The 22315-nt window shown below is 71.5% G+C and carries 20 protein-coding genes and 1 pseudogene; 10 read left to right on the top strand and 11 right to left on the bottom strand.

The window, feature by feature from the left end:
- Positions 1–15 precede the first annotated feature (15 nt).
- On the top strand, positions 16–768 hold the full coding sequence (locus DFP74_RS11760; protein WP_121181732.1) for a polyphosphate polymerase domain-containing protein: 753 nt from the start codon (positions 16–18) through the stop codon (positions 766–768).
- Positions 769–906: 138 nt separating this feature from the next.
- Positions 907–1293 (top strand): DUF1304 domain-containing protein, encoded by a 387-nt coding sequence (locus DFP74_RS11755; protein WP_121181731.1) that lies wholly within the window; start codon positions 907–909, stop codon positions 1291–1293.
- 73 nt (positions 1294–1366) lie between these two features.
- Here the strand turns inward: DFP74_RS11755 and DFP74_RS11750 are convergent, their stop codons facing one another.
- The 4 genes from DFP74_RS11750 to DFP74_RS11735 form a co-directional block, all read right to left on the bottom strand.
- Positions 1367–2959: a multicopper oxidase family protein gene (locus DFP74_RS11750; protein ID WP_199725615.1), complete on the bottom strand. Its 1593-nt coding sequence runs from the start codon at positions 2957–2959 to the stop codon at positions 1367–1369.
- A gap of 53 nt (positions 2960–3012) precedes the next feature.
- Positions 3013–3324: a hypothetical protein gene (locus tag DFP74_RS11745; protein ID WP_121181730.1), complete on the bottom strand. Its 312-nt coding sequence runs from the start codon at positions 3322–3324 to the stop codon at positions 3013–3015.
- Between the two features lie 193 nt (positions 3325–3517).
- Entirely contained in the window at positions 3518–4546 is a 1029-nt protein-coding gene (locus DFP74_RS11740; protein WP_121181729.1) for a polysaccharide lyase family 1 protein, read from the bottom strand.
- Positions 4547–4990: 444 nt separating this feature from the next.
- Complete coding sequence (locus DFP74_RS11735) at positions 4991–5590, bottom strand: TetR/AcrR family transcriptional regulator (RefSeq protein ID WP_121181728.1); 600 nt, start codon at positions 5588–5590, stop codon at positions 4991–4993.
- A 71-nt stretch (positions 5591–5661) separates the two neighbouring features.
- Between DFP74_RS11735 and DFP74_RS11730 the strand changes: the two genes are divergently transcribed.
- Positions 5662–7020, top strand: coding sequence for an FAD-dependent monooxygenase (locus DFP74_RS11730; RefSeq protein WP_121181727.1), 1359 nt, complete (start codon positions 5662–5664; stop codon positions 7018–7020).
- A 47-nt stretch (positions 7021–7067) separates the two neighbouring features.
- Here DFP74_RS11730 and DFP74_RS11725 read toward each other — a convergent pair whose 3' ends face one another.
- A complete protein-coding gene (locus DFP74_RS11725; protein ID WP_121181726.1) occupies positions 7068–7859 on the bottom strand; it encodes a phosphatase PAP2 family protein in 792 nt (263 codons plus the stop codon).
- A 684-nt stretch (positions 7860–8543) separates the two neighbouring features.
- On the opposite strand from DFP74_RS11725, the gene DFP74_RS11720 reads away from it, so the two are divergent.
- The 4 genes from DFP74_RS11720 to DFP74_RS11705 all read left to right on the top strand — a co-directional run bounded on the left by DFP74_RS11720 (position 8544) and on the right by DFP74_RS11705 (position 13259).
- The gene (locus DFP74_RS11720) at positions 8544–9221 is read left to right on the top strand and encodes a GntR family transcriptional regulator (RefSeq protein WP_121181725.1); all 678 of its coding nucleotides are present in this window, start codon (positions 8544–8546) and stop codon (positions 9219–9221) included.
- 586 nt (positions 9222–9807) lie between these two features.
- A complete protein-coding gene (gene pdhA / locus DFP74_RS11715; RefSeq protein WP_121181724.1) occupies positions 9808–10914 on the top strand; it encodes a pyruvate dehydrogenase (acetyl-transferring) E1 component subunit alpha in 1107 nt (368 codons plus the stop codon).
- Positions 10915–10929: 15 nt separating this feature from the next.
- The gene (locus DFP74_RS11710; protein WP_121181723.1) at positions 10930–11943 is read left to right on the top strand and encodes an alpha-ketoacid dehydrogenase subunit beta; all 1014 of its coding nucleotides are present in this window, start codon (positions 10930–10932) and stop codon (positions 11941–11943) included.
- Positions 11944–11957: 14 nt separating this feature from the next.
- On the top strand, positions 11958–13259 hold the full coding sequence (locus DFP74_RS11705) for a dihydrolipoamide acetyltransferase family protein (protein WP_121181722.1): 1302 nt from the start codon (positions 11958–11960) through the stop codon (positions 13257–13259).
- 677 nt (positions 13260–13936) lie between these two features.
- Here DFP74_RS11705 and DFP74_RS34305 read toward each other — a convergent pair.
- Positions 13937–14278, bottom strand: a pseudogene (locus DFP74_RS34305) (PLD nuclease N-terminal domain-containing protein); the annotation flags it as partial.
- 367 nt (positions 14279–14645) lie between these two features.
- Between DFP74_RS34305 and DFP74_RS11695 the strand changes: the two are divergent.
- The gene (locus DFP74_RS11695; protein WP_199725614.1) at positions 14646–15371 is read left to right on the top strand and encodes a GntR family transcriptional regulator; all 726 of its coding nucleotides are present in this window, start codon (positions 14646–14648) and stop codon (positions 15369–15371) included.
- 193 nt (positions 15372–15564) lie between these two features.
- Here DFP74_RS11695 and DFP74_RS11690 read toward each other — a convergent pair whose 3' ends face one another.
- From DFP74_RS11690 to DFP74_RS11670, 5 genes are all read right to left on the bottom strand, one after another.
- Positions 15565–16617, bottom strand: a complete 1053-nt coding sequence (locus tag DFP74_RS11690; RefSeq protein WP_121181719.1) for an aspartate-semialdehyde dehydrogenase — start codon at positions 16615–16617, stop codon at positions 15565–15567.
- Positions 16614–17885, bottom strand: a complete 1272-nt coding sequence (locus DFP74_RS11685; RefSeq protein WP_121181718.1) for an aspartate kinase — start codon at positions 17883–17885, stop codon at positions 16614–16616. The genes DFP74_RS11690 and DFP74_RS11685 overlap by 4 nt, the downstream gene beginning before the upstream one ends.
- Before the next feature lie 179 nt (positions 17886–18064).
- Entirely contained in the window at positions 18065–18664 is a 600-nt protein-coding gene (gene recR, locus DFP74_RS11680; protein ID WP_121181717.1) for a recombination mediator RecR, read from the bottom strand.
- Positions 18665–18845: 181 nt separating this feature from the next.
- Positions 18846–19208 carry a YbaB/EbfC family nucleoid-associated protein gene (locus DFP74_RS11675; RefSeq protein ID WP_053619857.1) on the bottom strand — a complete coding sequence of 121 codons (363 nt, stop codon included), beginning with the start codon at positions 19206–19208 and terminating at the stop codon, positions 18846–18848.
- 174 nt (positions 19209–19382) lie between these two features.
- Positions 19383–19766, bottom strand: a complete 384-nt coding sequence (locus DFP74_RS11670) for a MerR family transcriptional regulator (RefSeq protein WP_121181716.1) — start codon at positions 19764–19766, stop codon at positions 19383–19385.
- Between the two features lie 72 nt (positions 19767–19838).
- Between DFP74_RS11670 and DFP74_RS11665 the strand changes: the two genes are divergently transcribed.
- Together DFP74_RS11665 and DFP74_RS11660 are read left to right on the top strand one after the other, a co-directional pair.
- Positions 19839–21008, top strand: coding sequence for an alkene reductase (locus DFP74_RS11665; RefSeq protein ID WP_121181715.1), 1170 nt, complete (start codon positions 19839–19841; stop codon positions 21006–21008).
- Between the two features lie 103 nt (positions 21009–21111).
- A complete protein-coding gene (locus DFP74_RS11660; protein ID WP_121181714.1) occupies positions 21112–22290 on the top strand; it encodes an rRNA adenine N-6-methyltransferase family protein in 1179 nt (392 codons plus the stop codon).
- Positions 22291–22315: the final 25 nt, after the last annotated feature.

Genomic DNA, 22315 nt, shown 5'->3' with positions numbered 1-22315 from the left:
GAGGGCCTGCGACCGATGCCGCTGGCGGAGGTGGACGCCCGCGCCGCCCTGCTCTCCCGCACCTGCCGCAAGTACCTCGTGCCCACCGGCCTGCTGCCGACGCTGTTCGCCGGCGCCGGGGAGCGCAGCGGGGTGCTCACCATCGACGGACAGCACGTCTTCCGGTACTCCTCCACCTACCTGGACACCCCGGATCTCGGCACCTTCCACGACCACCGGCGCGGCCGGCGGCTGCGCTTCAAGGCGCGGGTGCGCGCCTACGTGGACACCGGGACGCGCGTGTTCGAGGTCAAGCTCGAGGGGACGCGCGGTGTGACCGACAAGGTCCGGATGGCCTACGACGGTCCGGCCGACCGGCTCACCCCGCGGACGAGGGCGTTCGTGGACGACGTGGTCGGCGCCTACGGGATGGACCCCCCGGACCGGCTGGCGGCCAGCGCGGTCACCGACTACCGCAGGAGCACGGTCGTGGCGTTCTCCGGTGAGGAGCGGGTGACCGTCGACACCGGCCTGGTCGGCTACCGCGACGGCCGGTGCGTGCGGATGCGCCCGGACCTGGCGCTGTTGGAGGTCAAGACGCGGGGCGGGCTCACCCCGACCGAGCGCCGCCTGCACGAGCACGGCCACCGGGCGGTCGGCTTCAGCAAGTACGGCGCGGTGCTCGCCTCGCTCGAACCCGGGCTGCGGGGCCACCGCTGGCACCGCGCCATGCGGTCCTGCCTGGGCGCGCCCGCCGAGGTCGGTCCGGGTGAGGGCCCGTGGGCCTGAGGCCGGACCCGAGCGGCGCCCCGAGCGGAGGGCGGCGGGCGGCGGGCGGCCGGACCCGCGCGGCGCGGGGGGGCGGCGGGCGGCCGGACCCGCGCGGCGCGGGGGACGGCGGTGGAACGCGGCGTCTAGGATCCGGGGATGGTCCTCATCGGCTTGGTGTTCGCGCTCGTGGGCGCCCTCGTCCACGTGTACATCTTCGTCCTGGAGTCGCTCCTGTGGACCTCCCCGCGTGCCCGCGCGGTCTTCGGCACGAGCGCGGAGGAGGCCCGGCTGACCCGTGAACTCGCGTTCAACCAGGGCTTCTACAACCTCTTCCTGGCGGTGGCCGTGGTTCTGGGCGCCGTGCTCGTCGGCGCGGGGCTCACGAGTGCCGGAGCCGCCCTGGTGTACGCCGGGGCGGGGTCGATGGTGCTCGCCGGGACGGTGCTCGCCGTCTCGTCCCCGAGCAAGCGCCGCCCCGCGCTGATCCAGCTCGGCCCTCCTCTCCTGGGCATCGTGCTGCTCACCCTCGGCCTCGCCTGGTGAGCGCCGGCGCGCGCGGAGTGTGAAGGGACGCGTGGGGTGTTTCACGTGAAACACCCCACGCCCCCCGCGGCGCTCAGCCGGTGTAGCCGACGACGCCCATCATCCCGGCCTCACCGTGGTAGACGTTGTGGCAGTGCGTCATCCACAGCCCCGGGTTGTCGGCGTCGAAGTCGCAGGTCAGCGTCTGCCCGGGCAGGAGGTTGACGGTGTCCTTGCGCGGGCCGTGGAATCGGGACTGCGCCGAAGGCGACGTTTGAGGGTGGTGGTGGGCGACGGGCGGGCCGAGCTGGAAGTGGTGCCCGTGCAGGTGCATCGGGTGCCACATGTCGGTGTCGTTGGTGAGCGTGAGCCGGACCCGTTGGCCCTCGCTCACCCGGAAGGCCCGGGCGGTGGGGTCCTCGTGGTCGAAGGCGTGTCCGTTGAGCCCCCAGTCGAAGTCCGCCATCCCGCCGGTCAGCCTGATCGCGTGCTCGACGTCGGGGTCCGCGTCGGCCAGCCGTGCGCTCTGGTCGGCGGTCAGGTCGGTGGCCACGACCACGCGACCGGTCAGCTCGTCGGGCCGCTCGTCCGGCCGCGGAGCCGACCCGGACCCGGTCCGCACCACGGCGAAGGCGGCCTCGCCCTTGCCCTCGGCCAGCGCGACCAGTGGGAAGGCCCCGTCCTCCAGGGTGAGCAGGACGTCGAAGCGCTCGCCCATCCCCAGGAGCAGCGCGTCCGCCTCCGTGTGCTCCACCGGGTAGCCGTCGGTGTGCGTGACGGTCATGGTGTGTCCGCCGACCGCCACCCGGAAGGCGGTGTCGCCGCCCGCGTTGACGAACCGGACCCGCACCCGCGCGCCGGGGATCGCCTCGAAGGCGGCCGGATCACCCGGCGGACGGCCGTTGACCAGGTACGCGGGGTAGTAGACGTCGCCGGCGTCCCCGCCGAGGAGGTCGCTCGTGGCGCCCATGAGGGCGGCGCCCATGCGCTGGGGGCCCTCGTCCGCGCCGTCCCCGCCGTGCCCGGCGTGGCCGCCCATGCCCTGGAGCAGCTCCGCCAGGACCTCGTCCGGGGTGCTCTCCACGCCGTCGAGCCAGTCGTCGAGCACCACGACCCACTCGTGGTCGTAGGACAGGGGCTCGTCGGGGTCCTCGACGACGAACGGCACGTACAGGCCGCGGTCCAGCTGCGTGCCCACGTGCGGATGGAACCAGTGGGTGCCGGGGTCGGCCGCGACGAAGCGGTAGGTGAACCGGTCACCCGGCGCCACCTCGTCCTGGGTCAGGTGCGGTACACCGTCCATGTCGTTGCGCAGGGCGAGCCCGTGCCAGTGGACGCTGGTGGGGTCGGGGAGGCGGTTGACGAGTTCGGCGACGAGCGTGTCGCCCGCGCTCACCCGCAGTTCCCGACCCGGCCCGTGGCCGTCGTAGGCCCAGGTGGACACGGTGGTCCCGGCGAGATCGAGCTCGGTGGGGGCGGCGGTGAGGGTGACCTCGACCTCGCGGCCGGTGCCGGCGCGCGCCGTCTCGGCGGCCTCCACCCGGGCGTGCGCGGGATCGACGAGGGCGTCCCCGCCCTCGGCCTCGCCGGAGCACGCGCCCAGGAGGACGGCGCCGCCGAGGGCCGCGCCCCCTCCGACGAACGCGCGGCGGCCGATTCCGGGCAGGGGGTATCGGTGTGTCGACATGACGATCTGACCTTTCTGCGGATGAAGGGATGCTCCTGGGGTGAGGAGCGCTCCTATATCCGCAGCACGGGTTCGCGCCGGGTGTCGGGGCGCGTGACGGCGGGGACGGGTACGGCGGGCAGGACCACCGCTGGTACGGCCGCAGGGGCGGGGAGCGCGAGTTCGTGCTTGGCGCTCCAGCAGTGCGCGCCCGTCTCCGCGCAGTCGGCGCTCGCGGCCTCTCCGTGCGCGGCGTGCGATCCCGCGACGGTGTGCGCTTCGGGTCCGTTGTGCGCCGCCTCGGCCACCGGTTGGTGGTGGGCGAGGAAGAGCAGGGCGGTGGCGAGCACGAGCAGGACGAGTGCGCCGCGCGCCGCTCGCCGCATGCTGCCCCCCGCTCTCCGACGTCGGCGCGTGGACGCGCCGATACCCCGGAATATACCACCATGGGGTATCGGTGCAGCAGGCGCCGAGGCGTCCGGCCCGACGGCCGGCGAACGCGGGGGCCACCGTCCCGTATCCGAGCGGGACGGTGGCCTATCACCGGCTCCCTCCGCTACGAGGGGAACAAGCGACGCCCTAGATGTTCCCGGGGCCGGCTCCCGCACTCACGATGGACGGGATGTCCTCGGCCGGGTCGAGCGAGTAGTCGTAGGGAATGGCCTCGACGCTGCCGCCGCCGACCTCCGGCTCGCCGGACCCGTCGAAGACGTTGCCGCTCTCCTCGATGGCGCCGACGTCCGAGGACGCGTAACCCGTGTGCGTCGGGTCCTCCACGTCCTCGAAGTAGTTGCCCTCGACCAGCACGCCGCCGCCCATGGTGGACGCCACGCCGTACTCGTTGTCCCGGTAGTAGTTGTTGTAGACGTGGACCGGGTTGCCGAACCGGACCCGCGGGTGGCGCGTGTCCGTGCCGTCGAAGAAGTTGTGGTGGTAGCTCACCCGCAGGTGCCCGACGTCCTCGGTGTGGCCGTCGGAGTGGCCGAGCAGCATCGTCTTGCCGTGGTCGCGGAAGTGGTTCCACGACACGGTCACGAAGTCGGACTCGCGCTTGACGTCGACGGCGCCGTCGTAGCCGCTGGTGAAGCTGTTGTGGTCGACCCAGACGTTGGTCGACCCCTCCTGCACGTTGATGGCGTCGTCGTCCCAGTTCGAGAACGCGATGTTGCGGATGATGACGTTCTCGGCGGAGTTCACGTTCAGGCCGCCGCCGGTGATCTCGGCGCCGTCCGTGCCGATGATGGTCGTGTCGGAGGGGACCCGGTTCATCCCGGACAGCTCGATCGTTCCGCTGACCTCGATGATCTGCGGGCCGTCCTGGGCCAGGGCGTCGAGGAAGGCGGACCCGTCGGAGACCGCGACGGTCTCGCCGCCGGCTCCGCCGGTGGTGCCGCCGTTCTCGCCGGCCCAGCCCTGCGGGGCCTCCTCGGCGGCGCGCGGCTCGGCCGCGGCGACCGTCTCGGCCGGTTCGGTGCCGCCCGGAAGGGTGAGGACCCCGACGGCGAGGGCGCCGGCGGCCGCCGTGGCCGTGGCCACGGCCACCGTGCCGCGCTTCCCGCGACGGGACCGCGCTCGGCTTCTGGGGGTGTCGTGTTCAGTGGTGCGCATTGGCCTTGCTCTCCTTGGAGGGGCGCGAAGAGTGTGTCCCCCGCCTCGTCGCGGGGGCTGCCAGGGCTCCGATGTGGGGGCGGAGCCGGGTTCCGAGACCGCCATGACCGCGGATCGGACGGACCTCGGAGACTGAAAGCGCTTTCCGTGACAGGGACGTCACGACGCGCGACCCTCCGTGTCAACCACCCCACGGCCCACGAATCCCACCCCGGCCGCGCCCGCCACTTCCACCCCACGCACGCCAAGAGCACACACGCGGAACGGCAGCCCCGGTCAGGCCATCTCGCTCTCGGAGAGCGCGTGGTCGTGGTGCGATCCGCAGCCTCGCCGAGGACGGCCGGCAGATCCTCGGGGACTTCGGCGAGCTGGAGGTCGAGCCCTGGTCGGTGTGACGCGCGACGGTCCACGCGCGACCGCCACCACTGGGTCCGGCGGCCCCGTTCAGCGGTGCGGTTCCTCCCCCAGCATCCCGTCCAGCAGCGTCAGGATGGTGGAGCGCAGGTCCTCCGGCGAGGGCGGCGACGCGGCCCCCGCACCCGCCAGCGCGTCGAAGAGGACGCCCTCGCTCCAGTGGACGAGGACCCCCGCGTGGCGCTCCGGCTCCGCCGATCCCAAAGCCGCCATCAGCCCCATGGCCATCCGGCGGAACCTGAGCCCCAACCGGTCGTAGACCTCCCGGAGCTCGGGGCTGCGCCCGGCCTCCAACGCCAGCTCGAACCGGGCCAGCGAGCGCGCCCGGTCGCGCGTGTACGCCGTGTGGAGGAAGTCCGCCCCCCGGTCCGCCGCCGTCGCCCGGTCGAGCCCGGTTCCCGCCTCGCGCAGTGTCCGCATCGAGGGCTCGGACTCCTCCTGCTCCACCAACCAGGTCAGCGCGGCCTCGACCAGCCGGGCACGGGTGCGCGCGTGGTACGAGGTCGACCCGGGCGGCAGCCCCGCCGCCTCGTCGACCGCCCGGTGGGTGAGCCCACGCAGTCCTCGTTCGGCGATCAACTCCAGCGCCGTCGCGGCGATCAACTCCGCCCGCGTGCCCGCCTGCGGCATGCTCCACCCTTCCACCGTGGTCTCTACAGCTGTAGAGTACAGCCACTACAGGTGTAGAGATCGGAGTCGGTATGCGAACCGCAGTGGTCATCGGAGCCGGTATCGGCGGGCTGGCCGCGGCCCGCGCCCTCGTCCGGCGTGGCTGGCGGGTCCAGGTCCTCGAACGGGCCCGGGCCCTGGAGAGCGTCGGCGCCGGCCTGGCCGTGGCCCCCAACGCCCTGCGCGCCCTGGACGTCCTCGGCCTCGGCGACGCGGTCCGCGCGCGGGGAGCCATCGGCGCGGCGGGGATCCGCACCTGGCGCGGGCGGTGGCTCCTGCCCACCGACGCGGACGCCATGCGGGAGCGGTTCGGGGACACCATCGTCGTGCTGCCCCGGGCCGAACTGATGGACCTGCTCGGCGGAGGCCCGGTGGCCGGACTCGTCCACACCTCCACCGAGGCCGTGCTCACCGATCCCGGCGGCCCCGACCGTCCGGCCCGTGTCACCGCCGACGGCCGCGAGTGGACCGCCGACCTGGTGGTGGCCGCCGACGGCGTCCGGTCGCGGACCCGCGAGAGCCTCTGGCTCCAGCGCCCACCGAAGAACCCCGGGCCCGTCTACTCCGGGACCACGGCCTGGCGTCTGCTCGCCCCGCGCGTCACCGTGGAGGAGGCCTCGGAATCATGGGGTCCGGAGGGGCTGGTGGGGGTCATGCCGCTCGCCGCGGGCGGCACGTACTTCTACGCCATGGCCCGGGTGCCCGCCGGAACGCCCTCCCGACCCGGCGACCACCACGAGCACGCCGAACTCGTCCGGCGCTTCGGCCACTGGCACGACCCGATCCCCGACGTCCTGGCCGACGCCGACCCCGGCGCCGTCCTGCGCAACGACGTCTGGCACTCCCGACCCGTCACCCGCCGTCGCCCGTCAAGGGCGCTTCGCGCCAGGACGGGCTTCCACCCTCAACAGACGCCTCCGGCGCAGCACTCCCGACCCGTCGCCCGCCATCGCCCGCCAAGGGCGCTTCGCGCCAGGACGGGCTTCCACCCTCAACGGACGCCTCCGGCGCAGCACTCCCCCGATGCCCCGCCCGCCTACCACCGCGGCCGGGTCGCCGTACTGGGCGACGCCGCGCACGCCATGACCCCGAACCTCGGCCAGGGCGCGTGCATGGCGCTCGAGGACGCCGTCACCCTCGCCCACGCGGTCGGGGAGGGGTCGGCGGACACGGACCTGCCCGAGGCCCTGGCGGCGTACACGGCGGCGCGTCTGCCGCGCGCCGACGCCGTCGTACGGCGCTCGGCCGCGGTCGGCCGGATGAGCACCCTGCGCAATCCGGTGGCCCGCGTGCTGCGCGACGCCGGCGTCGGCCTGGTCGGCCGGGTGGCGCCGTCGCTCTTCTACGGCCCGGTGGAGGCGACCTTCGACTGGTGCCCGCCCACCGGCTGACCCCGCATCGCCCGCCGACCGGCGGGACGACGCTCACACGGCGCGGGTCAGCGCCCGGCCTCGGCCCTGCCCTGCTCCCCGTACCAGGGCCACCACTCGACGGTGCGCCCGTGCGGGAACATCCGGTCCAGCCTGATGGTCATCCGCAGCGCGAACCCGCCGGCGATCATCCCGGCCATCAGGTCGGTGAACCAGTGGAAGTGCAGGTAGATCGAGACCGTCGACTGCAGCAGCGCGATGCCGACGATGCAGAAGGCCAGCCCGCGAATCACGTGCGGCCGGGCCGCGCCGAACCTGATGATCAGGAACAGCACCAGGCCGTAGATGAGGATGGCGTTGGCCCCGTGGCCGGACGGGAAGGCGACGTTGCCCGGTCCGGCGAAGAAGTCCGGGTCGAAGTTCTTGGCGTGCCCCCGGCTGGAGGCGAGCTTGATGACCGAGACGAACGACATCATGCCGAACACCCCGACCGCGCTCAGGACGATCGGCCGCCAACTGCGGTGCCAGTACGCCAGTTGGACCGCGGTGACCCCCAGGACCGGCAGCGCGACCATACGGGAGGCCACGGTGTCCGGCCAGAAGATGAGCGGTTCGCGCAGGAGGTCGTAGAAGGGCCGGGGCAGCTCGTTGAGGAAGTTGTCGACGGGGTGGAGCGGTCCGGCCGCGAGCATCGTCATCACGATGAGGGCCACGGCCAGCATGATCGCGATCCGGTCCGAGGCCAGGCCCCATGCGATCTCGCTCACACTCGGCCACTTGACCGCGCGCACGACGGGCGGACCCGGCGCGTCGTCCTTCACGCGAACGACCGGGATCGGACCGCTGTAGGGTCCCGCCATCGGGACCTGTCTCTCATGTGGTTGGGTGAACTGCCTGGACCGCAGGTGCCGGGTCCGCGAAGAGTGCGTCATGTGCTCAGTGCTGTCTCACATGTCGTGGGCTTGCCTGTGGCACTTGGTTAGCGCGGGGGCACTGGCCAGCCGATGCTGTTGGAACTGATCCTGACGTCCTCAGGGCCGACTCGGGATGCGTGTGGTCGGCGGTCGTTGCCGCCTCACCCCGTTCGACGGTCGAACCTTCGGACCGGTTCACGTTTCCGTGTCCGGCCACTGGCAGGATCGACGTCCAAGGCGACCGGTCCATGGCGCATCGGGCGCCTTTTTCCGGTCTGTACTCGTATGCGCAGGTCAGGGCGCTCTCATCAGGTCCGCCCTCCGTGATGCGGATCACCCACGGAAGAAGTCGGACATCGCCGACAGATGAGCCTACCTGGACACTCCTTCCAACTGGGGCCGTGCTCGACCAAGTGTGACCCTTCCACCACGGACTTTGCCCGGCGCACCCGAAGTCGTCCGCGACGATTCACCGCCGCGGGACCCTTTCGTAAGCGATCCGTTAGCGCTTCGAGGCCGGGGGTCCGCTCGACCCGCACGCGTGTGGCACTCTTCAAGGAGCTTGTACGACGTGGAGAGGACCGGCCGGCGCGCGACGCGCGTGAGAGTCGAGGAACGGAAGGGCCCTGGATGGTCGACCTGCCCCGGTTGCCGGATGATCCCTCGAAGCTGGCCCGTGAGCCGCTCCGGGAACAGATCCGGCAGGTCCTGGTCGAGGGTCTGCTGTCCGGCCGCTGGAAGCCCGGTGAGCGGATCGTCGAGCGCCGCATCGCCACGGAGCTGAAGGTGAGCCAGGCGCCGGTCCGCGAGGCCCTGCGCGAGCTGGAGACCCTGCGCCTGATCGAGACCGTACCCAACAAGGGCGCCCGCGTGCGTGCTTTCGGGGTGCAGGACATGGCGGAGATCTACCCCGTCCGCGCCGGCCTGGAGCTCGTGGCCGCCCAACTGGCCGCGCCCCGGCTGGCCAAGGACGCGAGCAGGCTCGAACACGAGGTCGAGGCGCTCAAACGGGCGACCGCGCAGGGCGACGTCTCCGAGCAGATCCGGCACAGCGTGGAGTTCCACCGCGAGGTCGTGCGCGCCGCCGACAACAGCGTGCTGCTGCACACGTGGGAGTCGCTGGGCGTGGAGGTGTGGACGGCGCTGTCCGTGCGCTGGCTGAACATGGAGCTGCACGCCAAGGCCGCCGACCACGACCAGATCACGCAGGCCTTCCGCGAGGGCGATCCCAGCGTGGGCCGCATGCTCAGCGACCACGTCCTCAACTACGTGGAGGCGGCGCTGAAGTCGCACGGCGGCGCGGGCTGAGCCCACGGACCCGGGCGCGTCCCCGCTCCCGGGCGCCCCGCCCTCCGGTCCCCCGTCGTACCCGCCCACGGACTCCTTCCCCACCCATCCCGCCCGCTCTGAGCCACTTGGCGCCACTCGGGCCTGTTCGCGTGCGACCTGCCCCGTCGCACCGAACTTCGGGGATCTACCGTAAAGTCGTATTGATCGATCATCGATCAGACCGTAGAGTGTGCGCGACGCACGTCACACGTACACGCGCGTGCCCCTCGGGCGACGGAGTCGTTCATCCGGCCGGTGGACGAACCCTCGCGCCCGACACTGCCACGCCGACCGGCACATGCATAGGGCAGGACAGACCGGGAAGCAATGCGGTCAGGGGTCGGGGCGACAACTGCACACGAGACCCCATCAGCGCTTCGCGTCCGGGGAGGACGAGCCACGGTCCCCGGGACGCGCCCCGCAACAGCCACAAGAGCGTCGCCACCGTTTGAGCCCGGTGGCGACGCGCGTCACGGTCGCTCCCGACAGCGCGACCACGACGGGCCCCGCGCACCCGACCCACAGGTCGGGGGCGAGCGGCCTCTCGCACGAAGAAAGGCACACCATGGCTGACACGGCCAAGCCGAAGGGCGGCACCGCCCGGGCCTCAACGTCCCGGCGGCGCGGCCGCAAGGACACCTCCCCCGGCCTCGGCGACGAGAAGCCGGAGGTCCTGCTCGACTACTACCGCCAGATGGTGTTCGTCCGGCAGTTCGAGCAGCGCACCGGTCAGGCCTACACGCAGGCCCGGATCGGTGGCTACTGTCACCTCAACCTCGGCGAGGAGGCGACGGTCATCGGCCTGATGACCGCCCTCCAGGAGCGGGACTACCTGTTCACGAACTACCGTGACCACGGGTACGCGATCGGCAAGGGCATGGACCCCAAGCGGGTCATGGCCGAGCTCTACGGACGCTCCGACGGCGTGTCCAAGGGCTGGGGCGGCTCCATGCACATGTACGACACCGAGACCAGGATGCTCGGCGGCTACGGCATCGTCGGCGGGCAGCTCCCGCTGGCCACCGGTGCCGCGCTGGCCGTCTCCTACCGGGGCGGCGACGAGGTCGTCATGTGCCAGATGGGCGACGGCACCACCAACATCGGCGCCTGGCACGAGTCGCTGAACATCGCCAAGCTGTGGAACCTGCCCATCGTGTTCGTGGTGATCAACAACTTCACCGGCATGGGCACCACCGTCGAGATGTCCTCCGCCGAGCCCGATCTGTACAAGCGCGGCGCCGCCTTCCGCATCGAGGGCGAGCGCGTGGACGGCCGCGACGTGCTGGCGGTCCGCGACACCGCGAGCCGCCTCATCGAGCGCGCCCGCGCCGAGCAGACCCCGTTCCTGCTGGAGGCCTGGAGCTACCGTCAGAAGGGCCACTCGGTCGTCGACCCGGCCAAGTACCGCACCGAGGAGCAGCGTGAGGAGGCCAAGTCCGAGGAGAACGACCCGATCGTGCTCTTCGGCGAGAAGCTCGCCAAGGCGGGCGTGCTCACCGACGAGCTGCGTGACGAGATCAACGCGTCGGTCAAGGCCGAGGTCGCCGAGGCCGCCGACTTCGCGGAGAACAGCCCGCACCCGGACGTGTCCACGCTCTTCGACTACACGTACGCCACCCCGGTGCCCAACGAGTCGCGGCGCATGCCCGCCGACCCGGTGTTCGCAGAGTAGAGAAGGAACGAGCACATGTCTGTGATCACATACCGCCAGGCTCTGCGGGACACGCTGCGCGCCGAAATGGTCCGCGATGAGAACGTCCTCGTCATGGGCGAGGAGATCGGTGTCTTCGAGGGCTCCTACAAGATCACCGAGGGCCTGCTCAAGGAGTTCGGCCCCCGGCGCGTCAAGGACACCCCCATCGCCGAGGAGGGGTTCGTCGGCGCCGCCATCGGCGCGGCCATGCTGGGCCTGCGCCCGGTCGTCGAGCTGATGACGATCAACTTCTCGCTGATCGCCATCGACCAGATCATCAACCACGCCGCCAAGATCTACGGGATGTTCGGCGGCCAGACCAGCGTCCCCATGGTCATCCGCACGCCCGGTGGCGGCGGCCAGCAGCTCGGTGCCACGCACTCGCAGAACATCGAGCTGTTCTACTCCTTCATCCCCGGCCTCAAGGTCATGGCGCCGAGTACGCCCGCCGAGGCCTCCTCGATGCTGCGCGCGGCCATCCGCGACGACGACCCGGTCCTGTTCCTGGAGAACCTGGGCCTGTACAACTCCAAGGGCGAGGTGCCCGAGGACTACGCCGAGCCCTCCAACGACAACGTGGCCACGATCGGCCGCGCCGGTGTCACCCGCGAGGGCAGCGACATCACGCTCATCGGCTACTCCCGGATGGCCATGGTCGCCACCCAGGTCGCCGAGAAGCTCGCCGAGGAGGACATCAGCGTCGAGGTCGTCGACCTGCGCAGCCTCCGCCCCCTCGACCGCCAGACGTTCGTGGACTCGGTCAAGAAGACCGGCGCCGCGGTGATCTGCGAGGACGACTGGCTGACCTACGGGATCGGCGCGGAGATCGCCGCCTCGATCCAGGAGGGGGCCTTCGACTACCTGGACGCCCCGGTCCGCCGTGTGGCCATGGCCGAGGTGCCGATGCCCTACGCCAAGCCGCTGGAGTCGGCGGCCCTGCCGTCGGTCGAGTCGATCAGCACCGCCATCAAGGAGACCCTGAGCGCCGTCGGCAAACGGGTCGGGTAGAGGGAGTTTCAAGCATGAGCGAAATCCAGATGCCGCGCCTCTCCGACACCATGGAGGAAGGCGTCATCAGCACGTGGGTCAAGAAGGTGGGCGACAAGGTCGCCGCCGGTGACGTCCTGGTCGAGATCGAGACCGACAAGGCCGTCATGGAGTACGAGGCCTACGAGGACGGCTTCCTGGTCAAGCAGTCCGTCAACGAGGGTGACACGGTGCCGATCGGCGCGGTCATCGGTGTGATCGCCGACTCCCCTGACGCCGAGGTGGCGGACTCGGCTCCCGCCGCTCCCGCCGAGCCCGCCGCCGAGCAGGAGGCCCCGGCCGAGGAGCCGGCGCCCGCCGCTGCCTCCGAGCCCGCTCCGGCGGCCGAGGAGTCCGGCGAGTCCGGCGAGTCCGGCGACGGCGAGGGGCCGCGTCCGCGCACCTCCCCGCTGGCCCGCCGCCTGGCCAAGGAGTACGGCCTGGACATCACCAAGATCCAGGGCTCGGGCCCCAAGGGCCGGATCGTGCGCGCCGACATCGAGGCGGCGGCCAAGAACGGCGACGCGGCCCAGGCTGCGGAGCCCAGTGCCCCCGCCGCGTCGACCGCGTCCGCTCCCGCCCCGCAGGCTCCGGCCTTCGACGACGGTCGCGCGTCCGAGGAGCTCAAGGTCAGCAACGTGCGCAAGGTCATCGCGCGCCGCCTGACCGAGAGCAAGCAGCAGGTGCCGCACTTCTATCTGCGACGCACGATCGACGCCGAGGCCCTCAAGGCCTTCCGCGCCCAGATCAACGAGCAGCTGGCGAGCACGGGCGCCAAGATCAGCTTCAACGACCTGATCGTCAAGGCCTGCGCCACCACGCTGAAGCTGCACCCGGCCGTCAACACCTCGTGGGTGGACGACAAGCTGCTCCAGCACCACCGGGTCAACGTCGGTGTGGCCGTGGCCGTCGACGCGGGCCTGGTCGTGCCGGTCCTGCACGACACCGACAAGGCGACGCTGTCGGAGATCTCCACGCGCACCCGCGAGCTAGCGGGCAAGGCCCGTGACGGCAAGCTGAAGCCGCAGGAGATGAGCGGCGGCACGTTCAGCGTGTCCAACCTGGGCATGTTCGGCGTGGACAGCTTCTCCGCGGTCATCAACCCGCCGGAGGCGGCGATCCTCGCGGTCGGCGCGATGCGCCAGGAGGCCGTGGTCGTGGACGGCGAGGTCGCCGTGCGCAACCGCATCTCCCTGGAGCTGTCGGTGGACCACCGCGCGGTGGACGGCGCCGTCGGGGCCGCCTTCCTGAAGGATCTGGCCGAGGTCCTCGAGGAGCCCATGCGGATCATCCTGTAGGTCCGCTCGCGCGAACGCCCCGGTCGGCGGGTCTGCCGACCGGGGCGTTCGATGTGTTCGGGATACGTCCCATCGGTGGCACGCAGGGATCCGGCGGCATGATGGTGTGCCGGTTCCAACGGAGCGCGGCCTGTCCACAGGCTGTGGACAGGCCGCGCCGCCGCGCTGGATCAGGAGCCGGCCAGGCCGTTGTGGTTGTGCCACTCGCCCCGGGAGCTCCCGGCGACCTCGGGACTCTCCGCGACCCGTGGAGCCACCGGCGGTTCCACGCGCCGGACGGTCTGCTGCGTGTCCCAGGGGTGCTCGACGGGCGGCGGGACCGTGGGCGGACCCGCCACGGTGGATCGGTCCGGCGCCTGCGGGCGCTCCGGGGGCCGCGGACGCTCCGGGGACTGCAGCCATCCGGACGCCGGGGGCCGCGGCTGGTCGGGACCCGTGGCCCGCGGCTGCTCCTCCTGGCCGGACGAGGGCCGCGGCTGCTCCTGGCCGGACGAAGGCCGCGACTGCTCCGACTCGGGGACCAGCAGCCACTCGGCACCCGAGGGCCGCGGCTGCTCCTGGCCGAACGAGGGCCGCGACTGCTCCGGCGCCGGGGCCTGGGGCTGTTCGGCAGTCGGGGCCTGCGGCTGTTCCGGGTCGGGCGACCGCTGCTCCGCCGCGGCGGACCCGGATCGGGACGCCACGTTGCTGTGCTGCCCCACGCTGGTCGGCAGGGTGTGCCGAGCCCTGCCCTTGTCGATGCCGAGCAGTCGGTTGAGGTGCCCCTTGCGGCCCACCACCAGCCAGGCGACCGCCCCGAACAGCGGCGCCCAGAGCTCGAAGAGGATCCACAGGAACTTGCCGCCCGCCGAGGTGTCGCGGTGGAACAGCGTGGAGATGATCGCCCAGAGGACGAGGACCACCAGGGCGAGGCCGATGAGCAGGAAGATCAGCCCTGCGATTCCGCCCAGCCACGTGATGGTGTCGTCGACCGTGATCGCGAGATTGTGCGCGACGCCCTGCGCGAGCGCGATGTCCATGACTCCCCCAAACTCACAGTGATCATGCTGTATCACAGAGTAATTCCTTGAGGGCGGCACTCTCCACATTTCGACGCTTTCGGGCGTTTCCCTGGGCCCGGCGCCCTGTTCCGAATCACTGGCGGCAAGCCCGCTGCAGGTGACTACTTTTCGCGTACCGCCCCCCACCGGCCTTTTCCGCTGCTTTACTGGTGACCATGGGCGATCGTCGGCGATCTGGCAGGTTCACTCCCTCGCTCCGTCCCGGAGCCGGCACCGGAAACGGTGGTGGCGCGGCCCTCCGTGACCACCGGCTCGCAGCTGCGTCCGTACCGGACCGCAGAGACCATCGGCCGGCGGAGGGTCCCTGCGTCGGGGCCCGGTGACAGTGAGTCGGCAACCCCGCTACCTCTGGTTGGCCGAACAGCTCCGCGAACCGATCCTGCGCGGTGAGATGCCTCCCGGGACACGACTGCCCTCCCGTACCAGGCTGGCCCGGCGCTACCAGGTCAGCGAACAGATCTCCCGCACGGCGCTGCGGCTGCTGGTCACCGAGGGTCTGGTCGAGGCCCGCCCCGGATCCGGGTACTTCGTGCGCCCGGCGCCCGAGCTGTACCGGCTCTGCCGCACCGACTCCTCCTCCGGATCCGGCCTGGGCGACCTCAGCCGCGAGGTGATCGGCACCGAGCAGGAGCGCAGCCCCGCCCCGCTCAGCGTGCGGCTCCGGATCCGTGAGGGCGACCCGGTCTACCGCACCACCTCACGCGGGCTGTCGGCCCGGCTGCCCATCACCCTGCACCTGTCCTGGGAACCCGCCGCCCTCACCGCGGGCACCCTGCGCACCCCGTTCGACGCCGCCCCCGACCTCGGTCTGCTGGAACGTATGGGCGCCGCGGGCCACCCCGTGGACCGGGTGGTGGAGGAGGTCGGTGTGCGCTCGCTGCGCGACTCCGAGGCGGCCCTGCTCGGCGCCGCCCCCGGCCTTCCCGTCCTGGTGGTGGAGCGCACGCACTACTGCGGGAGCAGGCCCGTGGAGACCTCCGACCTCATCGGCATGACCGAGCAGTGCCGGCTCCTGTACAAGCTCACCCTGGCCCGCCCCCGGCACCCCTGACACGCCGAAGGGCGGTGACCGCCGAAGCGACCACCGCCCCACTCCCCCCGAAGGGGTCGACCGCGTGCACGGACCCACCCGCGCTCACCCCAGGGGGTTCGCTCGGGGCCGGCCCCGCGAGGGCGCCGGGAGGACTAGGTCGTGTTCTTCTGCGGGCTTTCGGGTGAGCCCGGAATGCCGCAAAAAATACGGCCTAGAACTCCTGGGCGACGACCTCGGCGATCTGCGCGGTGTTGAGCGCGGCGCCCTTGCGCAGGTTGTCCCCGCACAGGAACAGGTCCAGCGACTTCGGGTCGTCCATCGACTGCCGGATACGGCCGACCCAGGTGGGGTCGGTGCCGACCACGTCGGCCGGGGTCGGGAACTCCGCCTTGGCCGGGTCGTCCAGGACCTGGACACCGTCGGCCTCGCCCAGCAGCTTGCGGGCGTCGTCGGCGGCGACCTCGCTGTCGAAGGTCGCGTGCACGACCAGCGAGTGCGTGGTGATCACCGGCACGCGGACACAGGTCGCGTTGACGCGCAGGTCCGGCAGGCCCAGGATCTTGCGGGACTCGTTGCGGACCTTGAGCTCCTCCGAGGACCAGCCGTCGTCCTTGAGCGAACCCGCCCACGGCACGACGTTGTAGGCCAGCGGCGCCGGGAACGGGCCGAGCTCGTCGACGGCCTCGCGCACGTCGCCCGCCTTCTCGGCCAGGCTCCGGTCGGCGCCGACCTTGGCCATCTGGTCGCGCAGGACGTCGATGCCCTCCTGGCCGGCGCCGGAGGCGGCCTGGTAGGAGGAGACCACGAGCTCCTTGACGCCGTAGGTCCGGTGCAGGGCACCGATCGCCACGATCATCGACAGCGTGGTGCAGTTGGGGTTGCTGATGATGCCGCGCGGCCGGTTGCGGACCTGGTCCGCGTTGACCTCGGGCACCACGAGCGGAACGTCGGCGTCCATGCGGAACGCGCCGGAGTTGTCGACGGCGACCGCGCCGCGGGCGGCGGCGATCGGCGCCCACTCCTTGGAGATCTCGTCCGGCACGTCGAACATGGCCACGTCGACGCCGTCGAAGACCTCGGGCGTCAGGGCCTGGACGACGACGTCCTCGCCGCGGACCCGCAGGACCTTGCCCGCGCTGCGCGCGGAGGCCACCAGGCGGATCTCGCCCCAGACGTTCTCGCGCTCGCTGAGGATGCCCAGCATGACGGTGCCGACGGCGCCGGTCGCGCCGACGACGGCCAGGGTGGGAAGTCGGTTGCTCATCGGCCGGTACCTCCGTAGACGACAGCCTCGACCTGGTCGGAGTCGAGCTGGAACTCGCTGTGGGCGGCCTGCACGGCCGCGTCGATCTGGTCCTCCTCGACGATGACCGAGATGCGGATCTCCGAGGTGGAGATCATCTCGATGTTGGTGCCGGAACCGGCGACCGAGTCGAAGAAGCGGGCGGTCACGCCCGGGTAGGAGCGCATTCCGGCGCCGATCAGCGAGACCTTGCCGATCTTGTCGTCGTAGCGCAGGGACTCGAAGCCGACCTTCTCCTGGACCCTCTTCAGGGAGGAGATGGCGGTCTTGCCGGACTCCTTGGGCGCGGTGAAGGAGATGTCGGTGCGCGAGGTGGAGACCGCCGACACGTTCTGCACGATCATGTCGATGTTGATCTCGGCGTCCGCGAGGGCCTTGAAGATCGTCGCGGCCTCACCGACCTTGTCGGGCACACCGACGACGGTGATCTTGGCTTCGCTCCGGTCGTGGGAGACTCCGGAGATGATCGGCTGTTCCATGCCTTCGCTTTCCTCGACTTCCGAAACGACCCAGGTACCGGGCTTCTGGCTGAACGACGAGCGGACGTGCAGCGGGATGTTGTAGCGCCGCGCGTACTCGACACAGCGCAGGTGCAGGATCTTGGTCCCGCAGGCGGCCATCTCCAGCATCTCCTCGTAGGAGACCTTGGGGATCCGGCGCGCGGTCGGCACGATGCGCGGGTCGGCGGTGAAGACACCGTCGACGTCGCTGTAGATCTCGCAGGCGTCGGCCTTCAGGGCGGCGGCGAGCGCCACGGCCGTGGTGTCCGAGCCGCCGCGGCCCAGGGAGGTGATGTCCTTGGTGTCCTGGGACACACCCTGGAAGCCGGCGACGATGCAGATCGCACCCTCGTCCACGGCTTCCTGGATGCGCCCCGGAGTCACGTCGATGATCTTGGCGTTGCCGTGCAACGACGTGGTGATCACACCGGCCTGGGAGCCGGTGAAGGAGCGTGCCTCGTAACCGAGGTTCTCGATGGCCATCGCGACGAGCGCCATGGACATGCGCTCACCGGCGGTGACGAGCATGTCGAGCTCACGGGCGGGCGGCATCGGGGAGACCTGTTCGGCCAGGTCCAACAGTTCGTCGGTGGTATCGCCCATGGCAGAGACCACGACGACGACGTCATATCCCGCCTTTTTCTGAGCGACGATCCTCTGGGCTACTCGCTTGATGGCTTCCGCGTCTGCCACGGAAGACCCACCGTACTTCTGCACGATTAGGGCCACGATCGATGCTCCTGAGGAGTTGGGATCAAGACAATTACAAGGGAGTGTAGTCAGCGGCCTGCCTCCGCACCCGGTCCCACCTGGGACGGAGCGCGCGGCGACGTGACACACCAGCGCTCGGGCCTACCCGATCAAACGGAGGTTACTCATGTTTCGCCCTGATTACGGCGAAGTGTGAGCTAGAACTCGAGGCTGCGACGGCCTTCGAAAGCACGACCCAGAGTGACCTCGTCGGCGTACTCCAGGTCTCCCCCCACGGGGAGCCCGCTCGCCAGCCGGGTCACTTTCAGGCCCATCGGTTTGACCAGCCGCGCCAGATAGGTCGCGGTGGCCTCCCCTTCCAGGTTCGGGTCGGTCGCCAGGATCAGCTCGGTCACGTGGCCGTCGGCCAGACGCGTCATGAGCTCCTTGACCCGCAGGTCGTCGGGTCCGACGCCCTCGATGGGGCTGATGGCGCCGCCGAGGACGTGGTAGCGCCCCCGGAACTCGCGGGTCCGCTCGATGGCGACGACGTCCTTGGACTCCTCGACCACGCAGATGACCGCGGTGTCGCGGCGCGCGTCACGGCAGATCCGGCACTGCTCGTCCTCGGCGACATTGCCGCACACCGAGCAGAAGCGGACCTTCTCCTTGACCTCGACGAGCGCGTTCACGAGGCGCTTGACGTCCGCGTACTCCGCGGACAGCAGGTGAAAGGCGATGCGTTGCGCGCTTTTCGGACCGACGCCGGGCAGTCGCCCCAGCTCGTCGATCAGATTCTGCACCGCGCCTTCGTACATCGCCTACCCGTCGGTTCGGACCCTTTGATCGGGAGGTCCGTCGTCCCTGCTCCCACCGTATCGGGAGCGGCGACCTCTTACGCACGCCGAGGCCGCCGACCCGTCGCGGCCGGCCCGCGCGCCCCGACCCGGCCGATGGTGGCCGGGCCGGGGCGCCGTGGGAGGGCCGACCGCGCTCCGACTAGAAGCCGGGCAGGCCCGGCATGCCGCCGCCACCGGGCATCCCGGGCATGCCGCCGCCGCCCAGGCCTTCGGCGAGCGGGCCCATCTTCTCCTGCTGGAGCCGCTCGACCTGGGCCTCGGCGTCACGGATGGCCGCCAGGACCAGATCCGCGACGGTCTGCGCGGTCTCCTCGGCATCGCTGGGGTCGACCGCCTTGGGGTCGACGGTGATGTCCTCCACCTGCCCGCGGCCGCTCAGCTTGACCTTGACCAGGCCGCCGCCCGAGGTGCCCTCGACCTCCGCCTCGTCCAGGGCCTCCTGGGCCTCCACGAGCTGCTGCTGCATCTGCTGGGCCTGCTGGAGCAGGGCCTGCATGTCCATTCCGCCAGGGTTCACGGCCGTCTCCTCGCCGCACTCTTGGTGCTGGCTCTCGCTTGTCGTGTCGCTGTGTCTGTGAGCGTAACCGCTCACCGCCACTCCCGGTCGGCGGGCGACGGGCGGGTGGCGGGCGGGGGAGGGTGCGGCCGAAGGCCGTCCGTTGAGGGTGGTAGCCCATCACTCCGCGCTCGCGGCCCCCTGGGCGATGGCGGGCGACGGGCGGGCACGGTCGATCACCTCGTCCAGGGCGGACAGGCTGCGCTGCAGCTGGCCGATGGAGGCGGCGATCCGCGTGCGCTCCTCGCACAGGTTGTCCAGGAGGTCGGGTGCGGGATCGCCCCGTTCCTGGGCGTAGATGCAGGGCAGGAGTGCGTAGATGGTGGCGCTGCTGAGCCCGGCCGCGAACAGGCACTGGATACGGTCGACCCGCTCCAGCGCGAGCGGGCCGTACTCACGGTGTCCGCCCGCCGTGCGTGTGGAGGCCAGCAGCCCCTGCTCCTCGTAGTAGCGCAGGGAGCGGGGGCTGACCCCGCTGCGCCGGGAGAGCTCGCCGATCCGCATGGGCACTCCTCGGGGTGATGTGCGTCACAAAGACTTGAACCTGACATCCATGTGAGATTCTAACCTGTCGACATGACGACGACAAGCGCCCCGAGCGCGACACAGAGCCCCGCCGCCCGGACCACGAACCCCCTCCTCACTCCGTACGCGCTGCCCGCGCTCACGCTCCCCAACCGGGTCGTGATGGCGCCGATGACGCGCATGCGCGCCGACCGCGACGCCGTGCCCACCGCCCTCATGGCGACCTACTACGCCCAGCGCGCCGGGGCCGGGCTCATCGTCTCCGAGGGCATCTCCCCCAGCCCGACCGGGCAGCAGTACCTCACCCAGCCCGGCCTGTACACGGACGAGCAGGTCGACGCCTGGCGCCAGGTCACCGACGCCGTCCACGCCGCCGGCGGCCGGATGTTCGCCCAGGTCATGCACGCCGGGCGCAACTCCCACCCGGCCAACCGCCACGACGGCGGCGTCCCGTTGGCGCCGTCCGCGGTGGCCCGGACCCACCTGGTGCACACGCTCGACGGCAAGGTCGCGCCGGTCGCACCCCGCGCGATGACCCGCGCCGAGGTGCGCGCCGCCGTCACCGAGCACGCCGACGCCGCCGCGGCGGCGATCCGCGCCGGGTTCGACGGTGTGGAGATCCACGGCGCCAACAGCTACCTGCCGCACCAGTTCCTCGCCGACGGCACGAACCTGCGCACCGACGAGTACGGCGGCGGGACCACCGGCCGGATCCGGTTCGCGGTGGAGGTCGTCGAGGCGGTCGCCGACGCCGTCGGAGCCGAGCGCGTGGGCCTGCGGATCTCACCGGGCAACACCGAGGGAGAGATGGTCGAGCGCGACCCGGCCACCGTCTACCGGGCGCTGCTCGCCGCGATCGACCCCCTCGGCCTGGCCTACCTCCACCTGACCGACAACCCCGTCTACCCGGCCCTGGCCGACCTGCGCCCGCGCTGGAGCGGAACCCTCGTCGGCAACACCGGTGAACACGAGGAGACCACGCCCGAGAGCGCCGCCCGCCTGGTGGAAGAGGGCCGCGGCGACCTCGTCTCGGTGGGCCGCCCCTTCATCTCCACCCCCGACGCCGTGGAACGACTCGCCGCGGGTATCCCCTGGACCCCGATCGGGGAAAGGGAGTTCCACTACACCTCGGGCCCGCGGGGGTACGTCGACTACCCTCGAAGCATCGGGACTCCGACCCTCCCGACAGGTGCTTCCACCAGCGAAGAGAACAAAGGGTAGGGCTAATATCACTGTCGGTTGAAAAGGTGTCCCGCAGGGCACAACCGTCCCGGTGAGGCCGACGGGCCCGCCGAAGTCACCGACAGTCACGGGGGACCACGTGTTGACCGCCAGAGAACGCCACTCGGCACTGATCGAGGCGATGATCGCGGACGGCACGCTGACCGACGCCGCGCTCATCGACGCCTTCCGTTCGGTCCCCCGGCACGCGTTCATTCCCGAGTCCGGCGCCCTGACCGCTCAGGGCGCCGCGCTCAACGCGGCCGGCAACCCCGAGCGCTGGCTGGCGGCCGTCTACACCGACAACGCCGTCGCCACCCGCGTCGAGGGCCCGGGGGCGACCCGGCGGCCGGACCCCGCCCTGCGACCGGAGATGCCCGCGCCGCGCGCGCCCGAACACGACCCCGACGCCGCCACCTCGTGCAGCTCCGCGCCCACCGTGCTGGCCCGGCTCCTGGAGCTGGCCGACCTCGCCCCCGGGCAGGAGGTGCTGGAGGTCGGCGCCGGCACCGGCTGGAACACCGCCCTGCTCGCCCACCTGCTGGGGGACGACGCGGTGACGTCCGTGGAGATCGACGCGCGTCTGGCGGAGGCCGCGCGCCGCGCGCTGCGGGCCTGGCGGCACACGCCCGCCGTCCACGCGGCCGACGGCTACGAGGGCTACCCGCCCGGCGCCCCCTACGACCGGATCGTGTCCACCTGCGGTGTGCGCCGCGTGCCGCCCGCCTGGTTCGAACAGCTGCGGCCGAACGGCCTGGTGGTGTGCCCGTGGGGGCTGTTGGAGGGCGCGGGCGTCCTGACCAGGGTGGAGGTGCCGCCGAACGGCCCCGCGGTGGGCCGCTTCCACGCCGGTGTGGGTTTCGTGCCGCTGCACGTTCCCGGACCACCGCCTCCGCCCGTGCGCGACTCGGGTCAGCAGCCCGACGAGTACCGGCTCACCCAGAACGATCCGGTGTCGCCGCTGATGTCCTTCCCCTCGGCCTTCGCCCTGTCGGTGCTGGTGGGCGACTGGCGGGTGCGCCGGCGCTGGATCGGCACGGGGTCGGGGATGTGGGTGTGCGACCGCGCCGGGACCTCGTGGGTGCGCGTCTATCCCTACGGCACCTCGTGGATGATCGAGCAGGGCGGCCCGAGGAGTATCTGGGACGAGTTCGAGGAGGCCCTGGAGGAGTGGTCCCGGCTGGGCGAGCCGGAACCGAGCCGCTTCGGCCTGGTGGTGGAGCCCGACGGCTCCCACCGGGTGTGGCTGGACGATCCCGAGCGCAGGTCCTGGACGGTGTGAACGCCGTCGGCCCCCGCCCGTGGGG

This window comes from Nocardiopsis sp. Huas11 (assembly GCF_003634495.1).
Lineage (GTDB): Bacteria > Actinomycetota > Actinomycetes > Streptosporangiales > Streptosporangiaceae > Nocardiopsis.
Note: the sequence above shows the minus strand (reverse complement) of the source record. Positions and strands in the feature narration are given on the sequence as shown.